This window comes from Mesorhizobium sp. AA22 (assembly GCF_001672375.2).
GTDB classification, from domain to species: domain Bacteria; phylum Pseudomonadota; class Alphaproteobacteria; order Rhizobiales; family Rhizobiaceae; genus Mesorhizobium; species Mesorhizobium wenxiniae.
Genome location: NZ_CP048406.1, coordinates 3,088,891 through 3,104,833, shown reverse-complemented (window position 1 = coordinate 3,104,833; position 15,943 = coordinate 3,088,891). Strand labels below are relative to the sequence as shown.

Annotated in this window: 16 protein-coding genes and 1 other RNA gene; 8 read left to right on the top strand and 9 right to left on the bottom strand. The window is 62.8% G+C overall.

Features of this window, described 5'->3' with window-relative positions:
* Positions 1–5: 5 nt before the first annotated feature.
* The 3 genes from modA to A9K68_RS15015 all read right to left on the bottom strand — a co-directional run bounded on the left by modA (position 6) and on the right by A9K68_RS15015 (position 2,369).
* Entirely contained in the window at positions 6–800 is a 795-nt protein-coding gene (gene modA / locus A9K68_RS15025) for a molybdate ABC transporter substrate-binding protein (RefSeq protein ID WP_065010457.1), read from the bottom strand.
* Positions 801–1,097: 297 nt separating this feature from the next.
* Positions 1,098–1,892 (bottom strand): thymidylate synthase, encoded by a 795-nt coding sequence (locus A9K68_RS15020; RefSeq protein WP_065010277.1) that lies wholly within the window; start codon positions 1,890–1,892, stop codon positions 1,098–1,100.
* A gap of 165 nt (positions 1,893–2,057) precedes the next feature.
* Positions 2,058–2,369: a DUF2853 family protein gene (locus A9K68_RS15015; RefSeq protein ID WP_065010278.1), complete on the bottom strand. Its 312-nt coding sequence runs from the start codon at positions 2,367–2,369 to the stop codon at positions 2,058–2,060.
* Positions 2,370–2,539: 170 nt separating this feature from the next.
* Here A9K68_RS15015 and ssrA point away from each other — a divergent pair.
* Positions 2,540–2,898: a transfer-messenger RNA gene (gene ssrA, locus A9K68_RS15010) on the top strand.
* Between the two features lie 440 nt (positions 2,899–3,338).
* Here ssrA and A9K68_RS15005 read toward each other — a convergent pair.
* Positions 3,339–4,544 (bottom strand): multidrug effflux MFS transporter, encoded by a 1,206-nt coding sequence (locus tag A9K68_RS15005; protein WP_065010279.1) that lies wholly within the window; start codon positions 4,542–4,544, stop codon positions 3,339–3,341.
* 165 nt (positions 4,545–4,709) lie between these two features.
* Here A9K68_RS15005 and A9K68_RS15000 point away from each other — a divergent pair, with 165 nt between their 5' ends.
* The 4 genes from A9K68_RS15000 to A9K68_RS14985 all read left to right on the top strand — a co-directional run bounded on the left by A9K68_RS15000 (position 4,710) and on the right by A9K68_RS14985 (position 6,560).
* Positions 4,710–5,399, top strand: coding sequence for a TetR/AcrR family transcriptional regulator (locus A9K68_RS15000; RefSeq protein WP_065010280.1), 690 nt, complete (start codon positions 4,710–4,712; stop codon positions 5,397–5,399).
* A gap of 118 nt (positions 5,400–5,517) precedes the next feature.
* Positions 5,518–6,048 carry an SspB family protein gene (locus tag A9K68_RS14995; RefSeq protein ID WP_065010458.1) on the top strand — a complete coding sequence of 177 codons (531 nt, stop codon included), beginning with the start codon at positions 5,518–5,520 and terminating at the stop codon, positions 6,046–6,048.
* An 18-nt stretch (positions 6,049–6,066) separates the two neighbouring features.
* The gene (locus tag A9K68_RS14990; protein WP_065010281.1) at positions 6,067–6,312 is read left to right on the top strand and encodes a DUF4169 family protein; all 246 of its coding nucleotides are present in this window, start codon (positions 6,067–6,069) and stop codon (positions 6,310–6,312) included.
* Between the two features lie 20 nt (positions 6,313–6,332).
* The gene (locus A9K68_RS14985) at positions 6,333–6,560 is read left to right on the top strand and encodes a ribbon-helix-helix domain-containing protein (RefSeq protein ID WP_029351392.1); all 228 of its coding nucleotides are present in this window, start codon (positions 6,333–6,335) and stop codon (positions 6,558–6,560) included.
* Positions 6,561–6,566: 6 nt separating this feature from the next.
* On the opposite strand, the gene A9K68_RS14980 is transcribed toward A9K68_RS14985, so the two are convergent.
* Together A9K68_RS14980 and A9K68_RS14975 are read right to left on the bottom strand one after the other, a co-directional pair.
* The gene (locus tag A9K68_RS14980; protein ID WP_065010282.1) at positions 6,567–10,709 is read right to left on the bottom strand and encodes an AsmA-like C-terminal region-containing protein; all 4,143 of its coding nucleotides are present in this window, start codon (positions 10,707–10,709) and stop codon (positions 6,567–6,569) included.
* Positions 10,710–10,803: 94 nt separating this feature from the next.
* Positions 10,804–12,216, bottom strand: coding sequence for an FAD-linked oxidase C-terminal domain-containing protein (locus A9K68_RS14975; RefSeq protein WP_065010283.1), 1,413 nt, complete (start codon positions 12,214–12,216; stop codon positions 10,804–10,806).
* A gap of 98 nt (positions 12,217–12,314) precedes the next feature.
* Between A9K68_RS14975 and A9K68_RS14970 the strand changes: the two genes are divergently transcribed.
* Together A9K68_RS14970 and A9K68_RS14965 are read left to right on the top strand one after the other, a co-directional pair.
* Complete coding sequence (locus tag A9K68_RS14970; RefSeq protein WP_065010284.1) at positions 12,315–12,821, top strand: thioesterase family protein; 507 nt, start codon at positions 12,315–12,317, stop codon at positions 12,819–12,821.
* Positions 12,822–12,944: 123 nt separating this feature from the next.
* Entirely contained in the window at positions 12,945–13,142 is a 198-nt protein-coding gene (locus A9K68_RS14965) for a hypothetical protein (RefSeq protein ID WP_065010285.1), read from the top strand.
* Positions 13,143–13,166: 24 nt separating this feature from the next.
* Here A9K68_RS14965 and A9K68_RS14960 read toward each other — a convergent pair whose 3' ends face one another.
* Positions 13,167–13,646, bottom strand: a complete 480-nt coding sequence (locus A9K68_RS14960) for an Lrp/AsnC family transcriptional regulator (RefSeq protein WP_065010286.1) — start codon at positions 13,644–13,646, stop codon at positions 13,167–13,169.
* Between the two features lie 89 nt (positions 13,647–13,735).
* Between A9K68_RS14960 and A9K68_RS14955 the strand changes: the two genes are divergently transcribed.
* On the top strand, positions 13,736–14,641 hold the full coding sequence (locus tag A9K68_RS14955; RefSeq protein WP_065010287.1) for a DMT family transporter: 906 nt from the start codon (positions 13,736–13,738) through the stop codon (positions 14,639–14,641).
* Here the strand turns inward: A9K68_RS14955 and A9K68_RS14950 are convergent, their stop codons facing one another.
* Both A9K68_RS14950 and A9K68_RS14945 read right to left on the bottom strand, forming a co-directional pair.
* Entirely contained in the window at positions 14,642–15,547 is a 906-nt protein-coding gene (locus A9K68_RS14950) for a dienelactone hydrolase family protein (RefSeq protein WP_065010459.1), read from the bottom strand.
* Between the two features lie 66 nt (positions 15,548–15,613).
* Positions 15,614–15,754 (bottom strand): hypothetical protein, encoded by a 141-nt coding sequence (locus A9K68_RS14945; protein WP_203546948.1) that lies wholly within the window; start codon positions 15,752–15,754, stop codon positions 15,614–15,616.
* Positions 15,755–15,943: the final 189 nt, after the last annotated feature.

Below are 15,943 nucleotides of genomic sequence, written 5' to 3'. Positions count from 1 at the left end.
GTGCCTCAGTTGCTCGGCGTAAGGACCGTAAAACCTTGCGCCTTGAAGATCTCGCCTGTCTTGGCGGATTGCAGGCATTCCAAAAACGCCGGCGCATCCTTGTCCGTCGAATCCGCCATCTGGGCAACCGGGTAGACGATCGGCGGGTGCGAATCCTCCGGGAGGGTGCCGATCACCTTGACGCCGGGCTCGGCGTGCGCGTCGGTGGCGTAGACGATGCCGAGTGCTGCTTCGCCGGTCGAGACCAGCTTGAGCGCTGCGCGCACATTCTCGGCCTGTGCCACCTTGCCTTCGATCGAGGACCAGACGCCGAGCGATTCAAGTGCGGCCTTGCCATATTTGCCGGCCGGCACCGCTTTGAAATCGCCCATGGCAAGCCTGCCGTCACCGATCAGCCCGGCAAGATCAAAACCCTTTTCGATCCTGGTTTCGACCGACGAATCCTTCGGCGCCACCAGCACGATCTGGTTGCCGAGCAACTTCACTTCGGTATCCGGCTTGGTCAGCTTTTTGTCGGACAGATATTTCATCCAGTCGAGGTCGGCTGAGATGAAGACATCGGCTGGCGCGCCGCCCTCGATCTGCTTGGCCAAGGCGGAGCTTGCCGCATATGAAATGGTTGCCACCTCGCCGACATCGGCCTCGCAGGCGGTGTTCACGGCGTCCAGGGCGTTCTTCATGCTTGCCGCGGCGAAGACGATCAGTCTGTCATCCGCATGGGCAACCGGCATGGCGGCGATCAACATCGCTGTCAGGCCGCCAATGGCAGCCGCCTTCAATCCGAAACCGTTGCGCACCAGCATGAACTCTCCTGGGGCTTGAAAAATCCGATCGTCGCGAGCCTGCCAATCGATATATCCATGTGAATATAACAAGGAAAGGGCTTTTGCCAGACTTAGCCCGAACAATGGCCCAGCCAATGGCCTTGCATGGTGCTGCCACCGCCGCGATAAATAGCGGTGGATACAGCGCGACATCGCAGGGCCGACGAGGCAGGTCAAAGCATCTGATGTCGTGGTCGGCATCGCGGGCGGACGGCACAGCGCTACAGCCGAACAATTTCGAAACAACGTAGGTAAAAGCCCGATGTTTGCGGCTCACACCGCGATGGGCGCCTTGATCACCGCATCGGCGAGGTAGTTTTCCAGCCGGAAATCCTCGAAGCGGAAGGCAAAGAGGTCCTTCACCTCCGGATTGATCCACAGCGTCGGCAGCGCCTTGGGCGTGCGCCGCAACTGTTCGCGCGCTTGCTCGAAATGGTTCGCGTAAAGATGCGCGTCGCCCAGCGTGTGGACGAAATCGCCGGGCTTCAGCCCCGTCACCTGCGCCACCATCAAGGTGAGCAGCGCATAGGAAGCGATGTTGAACGGCACGCCGAGAAAGATATCGGCGGAACGCTGATAGAGCTGGCAGGAAAGCCTGCCTTCCGAGACATAGAACTGGAACAGGCAATGACAGGGTGGCAGCGCCATGGCTTCCACTTCGGCCGGGTTCCACGCCGAAACGATCAGCCTTCGGGAATTTGGATTCTTGCGTATCTCCTTCAAGAGATTCGCAATCTGGTCGAGGGCGCCACCATGGCCGTCCGGCCAGGAGCGCCATTGCTTGCCATAGACCGGGCCGAGGTTGCCATTCTCATCGGCCCATTCGTCCCAGATCGAGACGCCGTGGTCGTTGAGGTATTTGATGTTGGTGTCGCCGGCCAGAAACCACAGAAGTTCATGCACGATCGACTTCAGGTGAAGCTTCTTGGTGGTGGTGACCGGAAAGCCGCGCGCAAGATCGAAGCGCATCTGGTAGCCGAACACCGAGCGCGTTCCGGTGCCGGTGCGGTCGCCGCGATCGGCGCCGTTTTCCAGCACGTGCTTCAAGAGGTCGAGGTACTGGCGCATCGGCTTCGGCTCGATTCGGGGACTCGATTCGGGTTACCGGCCATCATAACCGACTGGCTGCTGGCCGAACATATCAAAGCGCAGAATCTTCAGACAAGACGCTCGCGGCCATGCTTTGGGCTGGCGCGGGAATCGCACCAGCATCCGCCGATGCAGAATGATTGTTCAGAGGCTGGCGAGCTTACCCAGATCCTTGGCGACCAGGTAATAGAAGGTCACGCGGCTCTTGGTGTTGTCGGCCTCCATCGCCTTGCAAGTCTTTTCGATGGCCGCGTCCGCCTTGCTGCCGTCGGCTATGCCGAGCTTTTTGGCAACCCAGTTGGCCTTGACGCGATCGAATTCCTTGGGATCCGTGCAGGACACCAGCGAGGAATCCCGATTCCTGAGCGCAATGCCCAAATGCTTCACGATCTTGGCGACCGCGTCGGCCTCTGCCGCGGCGTCGTACTTCTTCACGTCTGCAAGATAATCGGCCATCAAAATTCCCCTCGTCAGCGCCACGGGATCCGGTCGATGAGGGTGGTGGCGCGCTGCCGCAAAATGTGCGCTAAGTCGGTAACTCCTCACCGCCGCAATCTTGGGTTGAGACGGTTGACAAGTCAAGCCTTCGCGAGGGCTGTTTGACACAGCGACAAAGCCTCAATTGAGGCCTTTCATTTTCCACGATCGGTCCCTATATCTGTTTGGTCGGCTCGACCGACTATGGCGATAAACAGGCGATGAAATAAGCCGTTCGGACCCGGGGGCGGTACCCGGCGCCTCCACCAAAAACCGCTGTTATCGAGGAGCGGCTTTTGCTGGGGGCGAAATAGGATCGACGAAGGTGTAAAGATCGTACTTTTGCCCGGCATTGTACCACCGTTATCGGGCTAAACTTATAGTTGCCAACGACAACTATGCGGAAGCACGTCTCGCCGCGTAAGCGGTGCGATAGCTTCAATTCAAGCCCTAGTGGTTCGCACTTCTAGGCGGGGTTCGGAGGTACCTGGCAACAGAAACCTCCACTTCTCCCCTTCGATTCCACCTCTTCGATACGATAACGGCAGCAGGCTTGCTGGCCGCGCTTCTTGCGCTATGCCCCTTCGCGACGCTGTCTTGCTGCCTGGGAGCTGCGCCGGACACTCTTGGTTATCTGCACCTCACTGGCCTGCCGGTGCCCGACCACATCAGGAATGCCGCCCAACACTTCCGCTACGTCAGTCATGTCTTCATCGCCCCGCCATGGCGCGAGATTCTTTGGCAGGATTGCGAGCGACGAAGCCGAACGCACCTATCACGCGCTGGCCAGCATCTACACCGAATTGGGCTATGACCTGGTCCCGTTGCCCTTGGTGCCGGTCGAGGCGCGACTGCGATTATCTTGGTCGAGGCGGGCTTGCAGCTTGAGCCCAGACGTGAAAAAGGCCGGGAATGACCCGGCCTTTTCATGCTCTCGCCGGAAAGCCTCTACTCTGCCGGCGCTTCGACAACCTCCCGCCCACGGCCAAGCGTGACCTTGGCCAGCACGAACGAGATCACCGCGCAAAGCGTGATGCCGGCCACCATCGGCAGCGGCGTGCCGTCGAAGAACACGCCGGCGATGCCCATGGCGACCGCACCGATCGCGAAGTGTAGCGTGCCCATCAGCGCCGAGGCCGTGCCGGCGATCGCGCCATGCTCCTCCATGGCCAGCACCGAAGTCGTCGGGATCACCAGGCCGAGGAACCCGTAGCCGACGAACAGCAGCACCGCCATCACGTCGAGCCGGTCGACGCCGGACGCCATCACCGCGAACAGCACCACCATCGTCGTCGCATAGCCGACCACCGCGACCCGCACCACGGGCCTTAGCCCGAACCGTTCGGACAGCACCCCCGTTAACTGCGACATGCCGATGAAGGCGACCGCGTTGATCGAGAAGAACACGCTGTAGACCGTCGGCGACAGCCCGTAATGGTCGATCAGGATGAAGGAGGAGCTCGATAGATAGACGAAGAAGCTCGCGATCCCGAAGCCGCCGATAGACGCCAGGCCAAGGAAGTTGCGGTCGCCCATCAGGAAGCGATAGGCCGAGAGCGCGGTGCCGAACGAACTGCCTGCACGCGCGTCGACCGGCCGCGTCTCCTTGAGCGAGGTCGCCAGCAGGACGGTGGCGAGCACCGCCCCACCCGTTACCGTCCAGAACACGGCACGCCAGCCGAAATTCTCGATGATCACGCTACCGGTCAGCGGCGCCAAGATCGGCGACACCGAAAACACCAGCATCAAGAGCGACATCAGCTTGGCAGCGTCGGTGCCGGTGTGCAGGTCACGCACGATGGCGCGCGGCACCGCCATGCCTGCGCTGGCGCCGAGCCCTTGCAGGAAACGGAAGGCGATCAGCCATTCGATCGAGGGAGCGAGCGCCGAGCCGATGCCGCCGACCATGAAAAGTGCGAGGCCGCCATAGAGCGGCAGCTTGCGCCCGACCATGTCGGAGATCGGTCCGACCACGATCTGGCCAAACCCCATGGACAGGAAGAATATCAGCAAACTCATCTGCACGGCAGCAGTGCTGGCCTGCAGATCCGCGCCGATCGAAGGCAGCGCCGGAAGATACATGTCGATGGCAAACGGACCGATGGCGGTCAACAGGCCGAGCACGATCGCGATGCGGAGGAATCGGGGACTCATGATAGCAGGCTTCTTTCAAATCTGATTGGCCGCCGACCGGCCCATAATCCTAGGACGTTCCATGCCGTGAAATTCCGAATTCCTGCGGAGGGATATTCCTTTTAGCTAAGTCCATAAATTTAGACACTCTTGTCTAATCCGTCAATCACCTCTATATAGTTTTTCATGAAGCACGACGTTTCTCCTGACAGCATCCCGCCACGCGGTCATGAGGCCAAGCGCGCCTCCATCATGGACGCTGCCGGCGAGGTGTTCTGCCGCGAAAGCTTCGCCGGCGCCAATATCGACATGATTGCCGCCGAGGCCGGCGTTTCGCGCCAGACGATCTACAACCACCACGGCGACAAGGAGAAACTCTTCGTCGCCATCGTCCGCGACCTCACCGAGCGCTGCAATGCCGGCATCTTCGCCACCATTTCCACCTTTCCGGACCAGCCGAAGGATCTCGAGGCCGATCTGATCGCTTTTGCTGTGCGCATGAACCGCAACTGTATCTGCAACCGCGACGGAAAATTCCTGCGCAAGCTGATCCAGACCGAGGGCGAGCGCTATCCCGAGCTCTTTGCCGAATGGCGCGAACAGGGGCCGGGCAGGACATGGCCGGCGATCGCCGCCCGTTTCGCCCGCCTCGCCCATGCCGGTTTCCTCGACATCGAGGACCCCGATGTCGCGGCGCGCCAGTTTCTCGCCCTTGCCAATGCCGAATTGCAGACCACCTTCATGCTCGGCGGCACGCCGACCGATGACGAGGTGCTGCAATCGGCGACACATGGCGTGCGCACCTTCCTGCGCGCCTTTGGCAAGCGGCAGCCGGCGGCCGACGCGCAAAAGCACAGCGCGCTCGCTGGCGCCTGAGCGATCAAATCTGAGGCATGCCCTCTCGCATCTGCGCTGCCGGCGTCTATATCCGGTTTACGCCGCGCTCAAGCTTGATTACAGCTATGCGGACGATTCAACGGAACCCGACAGCCACATGGCCGACGACCACATCCGCTACGACATTCTGGCCCAGGAGGCATTGCGCGGCGTCATGCGCAAGGTCCTGGCCGAGGTCGCGCGTACCGGCCTTCCCGGCAACCATCATTTCTTCATCACTTTCCTGACCGGCGCCCCGGGCGTGCGCGTATCTTCCCGCTTGCGCGAGCGCTATCCCGAACAGATGACCATCGTCATCCAGTTCCAGTATTGGGACCTGAAAGTGACCGACACCGGCTTCGAAGTCGGGCTGTCTTTCTCCGACGTGCCGGAAAAGCTGGAAATCCCGTTCTCGGCCGTGCGCGGCTTTTACGACCCGTCCGTCAATTTCGAGCTCGAGTTCGACGTGAGGACGGAGACCTCGGCAGAAGAGGAATTGGGCGGCCAGCCCGCTTCCGAACCGCTGGCCGTCGTCGCCGAGAAAAAGCCTGAGAAGAAGAAGACCGCAGAGGCTGAAAAGAAGCCTGCCGCGGCCGATGCCGCAAAAGGCGCCGAAGTGGTGTCGCTCGACGCCTTCCGCAAGAAGTGATCCGACGGGCCGCGCGACATGGCCGACATCGTCAATCTCCGCCAGGCCCGCAAGCAGAAGGCACGAGCCGAGAAGGGGCGCCTGGCCGAACAGAACCGGACGCTGCACGGCCGTTCCAAGGCCGACCGGGAGCGTGACCGTCTGATCGCCGACAAGGCAGAAAAGTTTGTCGCCGGCCATCGCCGCGAAGCCTCGGGCGATCCGGATTCCCCGGGTATCGGACCGAAAAGTGCGCCGCGGTTTTCGGATAAATCCGATGCTTGAAGTGAAATGAGTCACGTCCGGTGAGCCCGGTCGAGAAACGCTCGGTGACCATTCGCGGCCATCGCACCAGCTATTCGCTCGAAAAGCCGTTTTTCGACGACCTCGTCGCCATCGCGGTCGCGCGCAAACTGACGCTCGCCGCCCTCGTCGCCGAAATCGACGAGGCCCGGCCGCGCGATGCCAACCTGTCCTCGGCGCTCAGGCTCTACGTCTTGGATTGGGCGAAGCGAAAGATGAAACCAGTCTAGGTCGAGCTATCCGCCGCCCAGCGACTTCAGCAGATTATCGATCGACGAAGGTTCAAGCGTGGGTTTTGGCGCGGATTCTGCTGGCGGCGGGTTGTCATTGGCCGGTGGCTGAGGCACGCGCTCGATTTTCTGCGCCTGCTCAGCGGCGGCCCTGCGCTCTGCGTCGAGCTTTGCCTTTTCTTCCGCAGCGATCCGCATCGCCTCTTCCATCTTCCCGCGTTGCTGTTCTTCGGCCCCCGCCGCCTCGTCCGCCGCTTTTTGCGCCGCCCTGGCTCTCGTTTCGGCATCCGCCTTAGCCTTGGCCTCAGCATCCGCCTTGGCTTTGACCTCCGCTTCAGCCTTCGCCTGTGCATCCGCCTTGGCTCTGGCCTCCGCTTCAGCCCTGGCCTGCGCCTCGGCCTTGGCTTTAGCCTCGGCTTCAGCCCGCGCCTGCGCATCCGCTTTGGCTCTGGCCTCCGCTTCAGCCCTGGCCTGCGCCTCGGCCTGGGCTTTAGCCTCGGCTTCAGCCCGCGCCTGCGCATCCGCTTTGGCCTTCGCCTCCGCTTCGGCTTGAGCCTTTGCCGCGGCTTCAGCCTTTGCCCTGGCATCTGCCTCGGCTTGCAGCCGCGCCGCCTCCTGCTGTTTGCGCAATTCTTCGGCTGCCCTCTCACGCTCGGCTTGCAGGGCCGCGTAGTAACGCACCTCGCGCCGCAGCCGCTGTTTTTCAAGCAGTGCCGCCTGCATGGCCTCGACCCGCTGCTGTTCCTTTTCCAGCGCGCGCTGGGTCAGGAACTGCGCCAGCGGCTCACTGTCGAATTGCCGCTTCGCGGCGCCGAACGGCCCGTCGACGCTGAAATTCACAGTCGGATCGGAGCCGACCAGCGCCTCGTCGCCGGGCCGATAAGTGATCGAACCGCTGGCGGCGACCGTGCTGGCGTTCAGGTCCGCCGTGATGTCGGCGGACAGCTTCGCCGCCGGATTTTCAAGATTGACCGGCGGTGCCCTCAGCGTGCCACCGGCGATTGTGAAGGCGACGTCGATATCCCCGGCCGGAAAACTGCCGTCCGCGGCGATCTGCGGCGCGAAGCGGGCAGTCTTTGCCGCATCGATATCGCGCCCGATCGCGTCGGCCTTGGCGATGAAGGCGCCAAAGGCGTCGGGATTGACACCGGCAATGGTCAAGCCCTTCAGCGCCGCCGTGCCGGAACCGGACAGCGCCGCAACCATCGCATCGACCGATTTGCCGCTGGTCGAGAGCGCCGCCGAGAAATCGCCGCTTCCGCTGATGCCGGCCTGTGGCAGCACGGTGGCCAGATCGGCGCCGGCAAGTTTCATCTGGCCGGAGAAAAGCCCGGTGCCGTCATTGTTCTTCAGCTCGAACAGCCCGGAAAGCGCACCGCCGGCGAACTTTGCCTTGAGGTCCGACACGCGGATGCCTTCCTGATCGAGCTTCAGCGAAAGCGCTGCGTCATAGGCCGTGGCCAGCGGGCCGGCGGCCAGCGATGCCGTGGTCAGGTCGAGCTCGGCGGTGAACGGCAGGCTGGACTTCTGGCTGAACGGGGCGGTCGGCCAAGCCCCGCCGGCGCCCAGGAAGGCCTGATCGCCAAACAGTGCCACCGCCATCGGATCGAGATCCAGTTCATCGAGTGCCAGCGCGCCGGCAAGATGCGGCAGCCCGTCCTTGACGTCGACATTGACATCGCCGGAAACCGCCGCCTCGTTGATAGCGCCGCTGAGCATGGACAGCACCAGAAGGCCGTTGCCGAAATCGGCGTCGGCCGCAAGCCACGTCGACATGCCTGTCCCCATCCCCGGCAAGCCAACGCCTGTCGTCATCAGCCACGGCTCGATGTCGGCGGCTTCCAGACTGACCTTGCCTTTGGCGGTGGGACCTTGTGGCGTGCCCGCGATCGTCCCGTCGAAACCGGCCTTGAAGTCGTTGCCGATGAGGTTGAAGCTCGTCGCCATGCCGCCGCCAAGCGTGCCTTTTGCCGAGACATCGGTGGTCGCCTCGCCAAGCATGCCGAGTGGCAACGCCGGCAGGCCGTAAAGCGCCAGAAGTGCGGTGGCGTCGGTATTCCTGGCGTTGAAGGTTAGCGACACCGGCGCCTCGAGAAGCCGGTCGGCCACCCCTTTGCCGGACAGCGACGCCGAAAACGCCGAACCGCCAGCCTTGCCTTGCGCGCTGACTGCCAGGCCTGTCGTGCCATCGCCGTTGGCGGCGGCACTCGTCACCAGATCGACGCGCGCATCCTGGAACAGCTCGGGATAGGCCGCCGCACGCCCCGCCAACCCCTTCAGCACGGCATTATCAGGATAGTGCTGCGCCGCGACATCGACCAACGGCTTGAGGTCGACGGCGACTAAGGAGGCATCGAGCTTGCCGGTCGGGCTCACCGGGAAATCCTTGATCCGGCCGGTGGCGCTGATCGAGGCGCCGGCGAGCCCGCCAACCGAGAGCCGGTCGATTTCGAGCAGACCCTCGCGCAGCCTAAGCGCCGTATCGACCGTATCGGCGGTCAGCCCGCCGGCACTGACCGGTCCGGCCTTGATCTGGAAATCGAGGTCGCGGTCGGAAAAACGGTTGGCCCCCTTGTCGCTGATGAAGATCGAGGCGAAGGCGGCGAGGCCGTCGACATCGAGTTCGCCACCTTCGAGCCGCATCAGCACGGACGGCCTGGCCTCGTCGGGCTGGCTGGAATCGATGCGACCGGAAAATTTCGCCTTGCCGAGAACGAGTTCGAGGTCGGTGAAGGCCTGGCGCTTTCCGGTCAGGTCGACCTTGGCCTTGAAGCCGGCGGCCGGCAGTCGGCGGATCGCTTCGTCGACATCCCTCGACAGCCAGGCGGCAAAGCCGGAAGGCTGCGCCACCGCCAGAAGCAGCGAACCGGTGAAGCCGAAGTGATCCTCGACGCTGAGCATGCCATTTGCTTCCAGCCTGGCACGGCCGGGCAGTGTCGCGGCCAGCGACTTCACTGACCAGCCAGCATCGGCCGGCTCAGCGGAAAGGCGTACGTCGCGAACCGTCGTGTCGCCGGCCACCACCGCCGGCAGCTTCACCTCGACGGTGCCCGGTATGGTCGGCTTGGGCAGCTCGAGCAGAGCCTGCTCCAGCGCCGCGACACGCGCCGACAGCGTCAGCCCGGCGCCGGCCGCGGCGCCGACGGCTTCATCGAACTGTACCTGAGCGCCATCGGCCTCGATCGAAAAGCTTGGGTTCGGCCCAAGCTCGACGGCAGCCTTGCCGTCGGCGGTGTATGGGTTGTCGAGCGGCCCGGTCTCGAAGCGGAATTCGTCGACCCCAAGTTTCTGGTGGTCGAGCGAAAACTTGCCGTTCAGCCTGAACCCCGGCTCCGGCTTGCCTGCGCTGGCCTTCATCATCTCACCGTCGGTGCCTTGAAGCTGCGCCGAACTCTTGTCGGCACCATTCTTGTCGGACCTTGCGACCTTGAACTGGCCCGAATAGATGGCCGCGCCGTTGACGATGCCGGCATTGCCGTCGGCTTCGATGACCAGCGGATAGGCGTCCGGATCGGCCTTGAGCCTGAGCCGCATCTGCCCGTCGCTACCGGCCTTGCTGGTGGAGGCGACGACCATGCTGCGCAGACCGTCGAGCCGCAGCGAACCATCCATCCGCCAAGATCCGGCCAGCGATTTGGCAGAGATCGTCGAATTGATCTCGGAAAGGAGATGGCTGCGCCCGCCGGCGGCATGGCGCAGTGCGATCTCTCCGTCCGTCACCGTCAGCTTCTCGATCGAGATCTGGCTGGGATCGAAGGGCGACGACGGGCGTATCGCCCAGTCGACCGTGCCGTCGGCGGCAATGTCGATCGTCGCCTTCGGCCGCACCAGCCGCATGTCGAAGATCAGCACTTCCCCGCTCAGGAAGGGCGCCAGTTCCGCATCCATCGAAAAGGTCTCGACGGTCATTGCCGGCTGGCCGCCGGGGCCGCCGGCAACAGTGACGTTCGAGAAGGTCACCGACGGAAACGGCAGCAATTTCGCCGTCGCATCGCCCTGAACGGTTACCTTGCGGCCCAGAATGGCGCTTGCCTCGCGCTCGAAATCGGCACGGTAGCCCGTCCAGTCGATAAAATACGGCACCACCAGCGCCGCACACAGCACCAGCACGAAAAAGCCACCGAAGATCACGAACAGGCGTGCGAGCATGAGCTCCGAGCAGTTGATTGAAAAATCAGCCGCACTCTATCCGCATCCGCGTGTCGATAAAGAGGCAAATCGATCGCCCCAAGAGCAAAAAGCTCTAGTCGGCGGGCAGTATCTTCCCAGGGTTCATAATATTAAGCGGATCGAGCGCCTGCTTGATCGTGCGCATGATGTCGACGCTGTGGCCGAGTTCATGGCGCAGGAAGCCGACCTTGCCTTGTCCGATGCCGTGCTCGCCGGTGCAGGTTCCGTCCATGCCGATCGCCCGCATATTCAGCCGCGCGACGAACTCTTCCGTTGCGGCGATTTCCTTCGGATCGTCCACGTCCATCAGCACCAGCACATGGAAATTTCCGTCGCCGGCATGGCCGACGATCGGCGCGATCAACCCCATCTCGGCGATATCGGCCTCGGTTTGCGTGACGCATTCGGCAAATCGCGAGATCGGCACGCAGACGTCGGTCGACAGCCCCTTGGCGCCGGGCCGCAGCGCCAGCGACGACCAATAGGCGTCGTGCCTGGCCTTCCACAGCTTCGTCCGTTCCTCGGCGACGCTGGTCCACAGGAATGGTCCGCCGCCATATTCTTCGGCGATCATGCCGAAAGTCTCGGCCTGCTCGGCAACGCCGGCATCACTGCCGTGGAATTCGACGAACAGGCATGGGCTTTCCGGGTAGTCGAGTTTCGAATAGTTCTTCATCGCCCGCATCTGCAGCGCATTGACCAGTTCGATGCGCGCCACCGGAATGCCCATCTGAATTGTTGCAATCACCGCATTGCAGGCCGCCTCGACGCTGGGAAACGGGCAGACGCCGCCGGAAATCGCCTGCGGAATGCCCTGCAGCTTCAGGGTCAGCTGGGTGATGATGCCGAGCGTGCCTTCGGAGCCGATCAGGAGCCGCGTCAGATCATAGCCAGCCGAGCTCTTTTTTGCACGCTTGCCGGTCGTCACCGTCTCGCCGTCGGCCATCACCGCCGTCAGCGACAACACATTCTCGCGCATCGTGCCGTAGCGCACGGCATTGGTGCCCGACGCCCGCGTCGCCGCCATGCCGCCGAGCGATGCATTGGCGCCCGGATCGATCGGAAAGAACAGGCCGGTGTCGCGCAAGTGCCGGTTGAGATCCTCGCGCGTCACGCCGGGCTCGACCGTGCAGTCGAGATCCTGCGGGTTAACCGCGAGGATGCGATTCATCCGCGACATATCGACAGAGATGCCGCCGCCCGGCGCGTTGGTATGGCCTTCCAGCGATGAGCCGACGCCGAAAGCGATCACCGGCACGCGGTGCGCGGCGCAGGCCGACACGATCTCCTGCACCTCCGCCGTCGTCTCCGGAAACGCCACGCCATCCGGCGCCTGGGTCGGAATGTAAGTGGTGGTATGCGCGTGCTGGGCGCGGATCGCCTCGCCGGTCTGGAATCGCTCGCCGAGCCGCTGCTTGAGGATGCCGAGCACAGCGGCGATCCCTTCTTCGTTGCGCTCGACCGGACTGAGGTCGCTCAGAGCCATCTATTCCTCCGCGAATGGACCAGTGTCCACCCTTGTTATGGACTTATGGATGGGTAGTCTCACCGACCACGCTCTGTCCAGCCAGAAGGAAGTTTTCGATGTCCACCCCCGCCCCCTTCGTCTCTCCTCCCATGGCCATCGAGAAGGACTGGATCGACTACAACGGCCATCTCAACATGGCCTATTACAACGTGCTGTTCGACCGCTGTTCCGACGAAGCGTTCGAGATGATGGGGATGGGGCTGGATTATGTGAAGCAGCGGCGGCTGACCATCTACACGGCGGAAGTCCATGTCTGCTATATCAGGGAGCTGCATCTCGACCACAAGGTCAATGTCTCCTTCCAACTGCTCGACCATGACGACAAGCGGCTCAGAGCCTACCAGGAAATTCGTCATGTCGACGGTTGGCTCGCTGCCACTTCCGAATCACTGTCGCTGCATGTCGACATGTCCGGTCCGAAGGTGGCGCCCTTCCCGGCCGATGTTCTGGCCAAGGTGGAAACCATGCGCGCCGCCCATGCGGCGCTGCCGATGCCTGAGCGCGCCGGCCGTTCGATCGGTATTCGTCGCAAGATGCTTGAACCGCAGTCCGACCGCCGTTAACCTTACCAAGGTTTTAACGTGAACAAGTCGAATTGAGGCGTTGAACGACTCAGCGCGGCGTTGGAAAACCCATCCGCATCGGGTTGATAAGGGGGCGGAGCTGAAGCGGTTCGGGAAACGTGCATGAAAACCGACATCAAGGTCGAGGCGGACAGGCTGGCAGCCGATCCACGCATCAGCGACTATGATTTCTGGCGCTCGCTGAAGAACCTCAACAATGAGATCTTTCACATCGCCAACAACAACGAGCCGATCCCATTCGCCATGGTCCGCTGGCGCGCCATACTGAAGCAAGCGCGGATGAAGCGCGGGCATGCCTGACGGCAGCGCTTAATTCCTTAACCGTCAGGGCTGCCGCTTCACTGCCCCCAGCGGCGAGCGCGCCACCACCGGTGACGACTGGATGATCGCGGTGTTGGTCATCGCAAACGGAATGATGCGGTCGATCACCCGTTCGAGCTCGGCCACGGAGCCGACATGCGCCAGCGCGACGAAACAGTCCTCGCCGGTCACCCGGTCGCATTGCGCGATTTCCGGCAAGTCGCGGATGATCTCGGCCACCACAGCCAGTTGCCCGGGCACCGGCCTGATCCGCAGCCATGCCGACAGTTTCATGCCGAGCGCGGCCGGGTTGATCCGCACCGTATAGGCCTCGATCACGCCGCTCTCCTGCAGCCGCTTGATGCGTTCGGCTACGCTCGGCGCCGACAGGCCGACGGAACGCGCCAGTTCGGCGGTGCTGGTGCGCGCATCCTTTTCCAGCAGGCGCAGGATCTTCAGGTCAGCCGCATCCAGGTCGGTATTTTCGTTTCGAAGGCGTTTCAGACAAAACTCCTTGGTTTTGGAAAAGAGCTTATCTCTTTGGGCGACTATCAGCCATATAAATCCAAAAAACTGCCTGCGATAATGATCTCATGGATGATCCAGCGCAAGCTCCGGCTGCAATCCCTGCCCTCGCCGGGCCTGTCTTTGGCAAGCTGGCGACCTCCCTGCCGCCGCATGTCTGGTTCGGCGTCAGTGCCGTGTTCCACTATCTCGGGCCGGCTTTCGCCGTGCTGCTTTTCCCGCATGTCGGCGTGCTCGGCATGGCCTGGCTGCGCATCGTCACGGCCGCCCTCGTCTTCGCGCCACTGACCCGGCCCTGGACGGTCTTCGCCGGCGCCGACCGGCCCACACGACTGCTGCTTCTCGCCTTTGGCGCCTGTCTCGGCGTGATGAATTGCTCCTTCTACCTGGCACTCAACCGATTGCCGATCTCGTTGGTCGCGGCGATCGAATTCGTCGGCACCATCGGCGTCGCGCTGGTCGGCGTCAGAAGCCCGCGCAACCTCGCAGCTCTTGTCATCGCCGTCATCGGCACCTTGCTGCTGATCGACGTCAAATGGTCAAGCGACCCGATCGGCCTGCTCTGGGCCTTCCTTAACGGCGCGCTGTTCGTTGGCTACATCGTGCTTGGCCATCGCGTCGCCCGCGCCGGCGCTGGCGACGGCATCGCCGGCCTGGGTGCCGCCATGGCGGTCGCCTTCCTCATCGTGCTGCCGGTCGGCTTCACCGATGCGCTGCCGGCTTTCTCGGCGCCGCCACTGCTCATCGCCGCCATCGGCGTCGGCATCTGCTCGTCGGTCATCCCCTACATCTGCGACCAGCTTGCCATGTCGCGGCTGCCGCGCTCGAGCTTCGCGCTGATGCTCTCGTTGCTGCCGGTCACCGCCACCCTGATCGGCGTCATTGTGCTCCGCCAGATACCCGGCCCTATCGATTGCATCGGCATTGCGCTGGTCATGGCCGGAGTCGCTTTTCACAAACCGGCAAATGCCTGATCAGGCAAGCTTCTCCTTGAGAAAGGCGATCGTCCGGCCCCAGGCGAGGTCCGCCGCGTTCTTGTCGTAGCGGGCCGCGGACGTATCATTGTTGAAGGCATGATTGGCGCCTTCATAGACATAGACCGTGTACTCGACCTTGGCGGCATCGAGTTCCTTCTTGAAGGCGTCGATACCGGCATTGATGCGGGTGTCGAGCCCGGCATAATGCAGCAGCAGCGCCGCCTTGATCTTCGGCACATCCTCGGCCTTCGGCTGCATGCCGTAATAGGCGACAGCGGCAGCCAGATCCGGCGTGTTGGCAGCCAGCGTGTTCACCGTGCCGCCGCCCCAGCAGAAGCCGACCGCGCCGACCTTGCCGTTGCCATCCGCGTGTTCTTTGAGGAAAGCGACTGTTGCGACCGCATTGGCGCCGACCTGTGCCGGATCGAGCTTGGAAAACAGGTCACGCGTCCTGTTTTCATCGGCCGGCGTGCCGCCGAGCGGCGTCATGAAGTCCGGCGCAAGTGCCACGAAGCCTTCCAGCGCCACGCGCCGCGCCACATCGCGTATATGCGGGTTGAGCCCCCTGTTCTCATGCACGACCATGACGGTGCCGAGCTTGCCGGACTGGCCGGCCGGCTTGACCAGATAGCCCTTCATCTCGCCGCCGCTGCCGGGATAGCTGATGTCCTCGCCCGTCACGCGTGAATCGTCCTCGGCAACGATCGCTGCCCGGGCCGAATTCGCCGCCAGCAGGGGCGCAATTGCGGCCGCCGCCGCACCTGATCCGGCAAGCCTGGTCAACTGTTCCATGAAGCGCCGCCGGTCGAGCGTCAGATGCGTGTATTCGTCATAGGCGTCTATCATCGCCTGGGTAATGGCGGGTCTCGTGACGGCTGGGCTGGCAGGGCTCGGTTTTGTCATGGCGCTCTCCTCGGCTTCGGGAACACCCCCGCCGCGCAACATAGGATGGAAGCCCTCATGGTCCAGTCACGGATGAGTGAGGCTGTCGTCGACGGTGCCGTTGCGATGCTTGTGGACGATCTTGCCGGTCCTGAGATCGACGCCCGCGACAAAGCCCCGGGGCGGCGACTGACAGGGAATACCGAGCGGCGACAGAAACGGCTTCAATATCACTGCGTAAGGCGCACCGTCATTGCGGTTTAGGCCCTGGTCGCGCCCTTTGTATCGCCCGGCGGCGGCACGTCCGCGTGCGGGGCCAGCTTGAAGATGTGTTCTACCGGATTTGTAAGTTCCGGCCTCGATCGAGAACAAAACGGAGACACTTCTGGCCTTTCGCTGCCGAATCACTACATTCGG